Origin of the sequence: Corallococcus carmarthensis, from assembly GCF_003611695.1 — a bacterium.
Taxonomy (GTDB): domain Bacteria; phylum Myxococcota; class Myxococcia; order Myxococcales; family Myxococcaceae; genus Corallococcus; species Corallococcus carmarthensis.
In genome coordinates, this window is sequence record NZ_RAWE01000411.1 from 1 (window position 1) to 3069 (window position 3069).

3 protein-coding genes and 1 pseudogene are annotated in these 3069 nt (G+C 73.1%); 2 read left to right on the plus strand and 2 right to left on the minus strand.

The genetic code is table 11. The annotated features are described in order from the left end of the window. Both D7X32_RS43810 and D7X32_RS43815 read left to right on the plus strand, forming a co-directional pair. Window positions 1–646: pseudogene (locus D7X32_RS43810) on the plus strand (hypothetical protein); the annotation flags it as partial. 76 nt (window positions 647–722) lie between these two features. After that, complete coding sequence (locus D7X32_RS43815; RefSeq protein WP_147450518.1) at window positions 723–1442, plus strand: hypothetical protein; 720 nt, start codon at window positions 723–725, stop codon at window positions 1440–1442. 425 nt (window positions 1443–1867) lie between these two features. Here D7X32_RS43815 and D7X32_RS43820 read toward each other — a convergent pair whose 3' ends face one another. Both D7X32_RS43820 and D7X32_RS45855 read right to left on the minus strand, forming a co-directional pair. Further along, window positions 1868–2152, minus strand: a complete 285-nt coding sequence (locus D7X32_RS43820) for a hypothetical protein (protein WP_120608400.1) — start codon at window positions 2150–2152, stop codon at window positions 1868–1870. Window positions 2153–2154: 2 nt separating this feature from the next. Continuing rightward, window positions 2155–3069, minus strand: a 915-nt coding sequence (locus D7X32_RS45855; RefSeq protein ID WP_120608401.1) for a hypothetical protein, incomplete at its 5' end; no start/stop codon positions are given.

A 3069-nucleotide genomic window follows, 5' to 3' on the forward strand; every position in this document is an offset into this window, starting at 1 on the left:
CCCGTCCCGCACCGGCGGGGACACGTCCCCTCCGCCCCCTGTCCCGACTGCCCCTGTCGTCCGCAGGGCGCGGCCGACGTGGATGGAGGACGACGCACCGAGCCCGGACAAGGTGTTCTTCGCCTGGGCCCAGGAGCAGCGCTGCACGCGCTTCCCGGGAGCCATCCCCGAGGCGCCCCCTCCGGGGTGGGCCGTCTGGTACGCGGACGCGCTGGCCGCCGTCGGGGGCGACGAGGCCCGCCTGCGCGCGGCATGGCTTACTTGGCTGGAGGACGCCTGGGGGCAGTCCCGCCAGCCGGTGTGCGCCGCGAGAGCCTTCGCCAGCCCCGAGGTATGGCGCCGGCACGTCCCGGGCCAGGGCACCGCGGCCGCGCCTGCTGAGGGCCCGGCGCTGCCCGCCACCGAGGCGGGCGCCACCTGGGGCCACGTGCTGGCCGCGCTCCACGCGGACGGCAAGCGCTACGTCGCCGAGCAGCTCGCGCGCCTCAACCCGACGCTGGAGGGCGACATGCTCGTCCTGGAGGCGCCGGACAGGTTCGCCGCCGCGCTCGTCCAGGACGACTACCTGCCGCTCATCGAGTCCGCGCTCGCGCGCCTCGACGTCCCGGCCCGCACCGTCCTCGTCCACACGGCGGGCACCCATTGAGCCGCGCCACCGCCTTCACCTTCGCGCAGCTCCCGCGCAAATCCACCCCGCAGTACCGCCAGCAGGAGGCAGCACCATGAACGCAGACACTGGAGCAGGCATTGGACTGGGGCAGTTGGAGCGCAGCCGCGACGTGAAGCGACTGCACGAAACCTTCCTGGAGGCGTTGGACAGGCACGACGGCGCGGGAAACCCGCTGCCGGAGTGGGAGGACGTGCCGTCGCGCGAGCGCCAGGCGTGGCGGGCAGTGGACGTGCTGGTCCGCCTCCGTGTGGAGCGGGCGGAGACGCAGCTGGGCCTGGTGCGGTCGGAGCGCGACGCCCTCGTGGAGGAAGTGAAGGCGCTGCGCTCGCAGGTCCGCTTCCTGGAAGTGCTGCGAAACCAGGACGACTTGGAGACGATGCGCGCGAAGCTGGAACTGGAGGCGCTCCGTGGTGCGCGTCGAAGGCAGGCCACCCCGCCCCAGAGCGTCCCGCCTCTGGGGGAAGCGGCGCAGGATTCCGTTCCCAACGACGCCTCAGAACGCCTCGTCTCCGTCAAGGTGACGGCGGTGGCGCCCGACGAAGATGGCGGGGGACTCTACCTCGCGGTGGAACGCGGCCTGCGCCAGGTCCACCAGGGGGCCACCATGCGCATCAAGGGCACGGAGGCGACGGCGGAGGTGGCGAGCGTGGAGGCCACGGCCTCGCTGCCCATTTTCATCAGCTTCCACTCCCCGGACTTCGCGCCGAAGGCGGGGGACGTGCTGGAGCTGCTGCCGAAGCCGGGCGACGAGCTGGCCGCGCTCATCGCGTAGAGCCACGACTTCGACCGCCGCCTCTGCAATGGGAAGCAGAAGCGGCGGATGTGGTACCCACTACCTCGTGGAGCCGCCTGCCTTCGGATCCTTCGGCGGTGGCGCTGCCTGTTCCATAGGAGTCAGTCCTTGGGCCAGCAGCTTCGCGTTCCCCAGCGCTGGAGCGCTCATGAACATCGAAATCCATGAGACTTTTCCGCTGGAGTCGTCCTTCTCGGCTACCACTGCCCCGTCAGGCTTGACCTCCGATACTCGCGCCTGAGTTGTCATTGGTCGCCAGTCCGAAGCAACCAGTGCTCTGAACGCATCGCGCGCGGTCGGGACTTCGAAATCCCATGTTTCCCACGCTCCGTCCGGCTCCCACTTCGTTCTGTACCTTGGCATCCGCTCCACCCCCGGCCGTTCCAGCTTGGGCCACCGCGAGCCTATCCAATGGTGCACTGCACGCACAGCACCAGCCACTCCTTCCGGAAGCGTCCCGCGCGCGTGGTCTCCTTCAGCACGAGGGTGCCCTCGCGCGGGGCCACCTGGGCGCCGCACCGGCACTTCCCCGCCTTGAGGTTGGGTCGCCTGCCCTGCTCGGCGCTCGCGCACTCCAAGTGCCGCGTGCCGGTGGCGGCGGAGTACTCCACGAACTCGCCCTTGAGGATGCGCCCGCCACACCCGGCTGCGGTGCACGTGCCCGCCTTCGCCGCGACGATGGTGGGCACGGCTACGCGCCCCACGCCGACGGGCGGCGGGACTCCACGGCCGGGAGATCCAAGCCGAGCTGCGCGCCCTGCCCCGCCGGGCGCGGCCGCACGTCCCGAAGCGCGGCCGCGCGGCGCTGGCGCAGCTTCCCCGCGGCGCGCGCGGGCAGCTCCGGCCCGAGCCCCTTGGCGTCCATCGCCTCGCGCATCCGATTCAGGCCCTGGACGTGCAGCCGGTGCACCTCGTCTACCGGCAGGCGCAGCTCGTGCGCCACGGTGCGCTCGGAGGGCTCCGCGCCCGGGGCGCGGCCGTAGCCCGCGAGGGACTGCACCACCACGCGCTGCAGGCGGGGCAGCTGGTACAGCGCGGTGAGGGCCGCCTCGCGCTCGGCCACGTGCTGGTGGCGCGCGGCCGTCCTGTCCACCAGCCCCAGCCGCGTCTCCGCGTTCGCCGCGGCGTCCGGGCGCCCGTCCTCGCCAGCCAGTAGCTGGTCCAGGGAGACGGTGGAGATGGAGCCCTCCCCCAGCGTCAGCACGGAGGCCTCGTCCAGGCCCTGGGCGCGCAGCGCGGTGGACACCGGGATGCCCTCGGCCCGCGCGGCCTTCTTCGCCCGCCGCAACCGCTTCAGGGCGTGGTCCGTGACGTAGACGGCGTTGCGCTCGCCCGCCGCACAGCGCTCCATGGCCTGCCGGGCCAGGCGCAGGACGTAGGCCGGGTAGAGGCAGCGGCCCGGCGCGAGGCCCGGGGTGAAGCGGCGCCAGGCGCGACAGGTGGCCAGCTGCCCCTCCTGCTCCAGGTCCTCCGCGGACACCTTCCAGCGGCGGGCGAGGGCGCCGGCCGCGCGCACCAGGTGTGGCCGCACCAGCTGGGCGAGGCGCCCCTCCGCGCGCCGCTGCTCCGGGCAGCCGTCGGGCAGCTCGCGCAGCAGGTGCAGCAG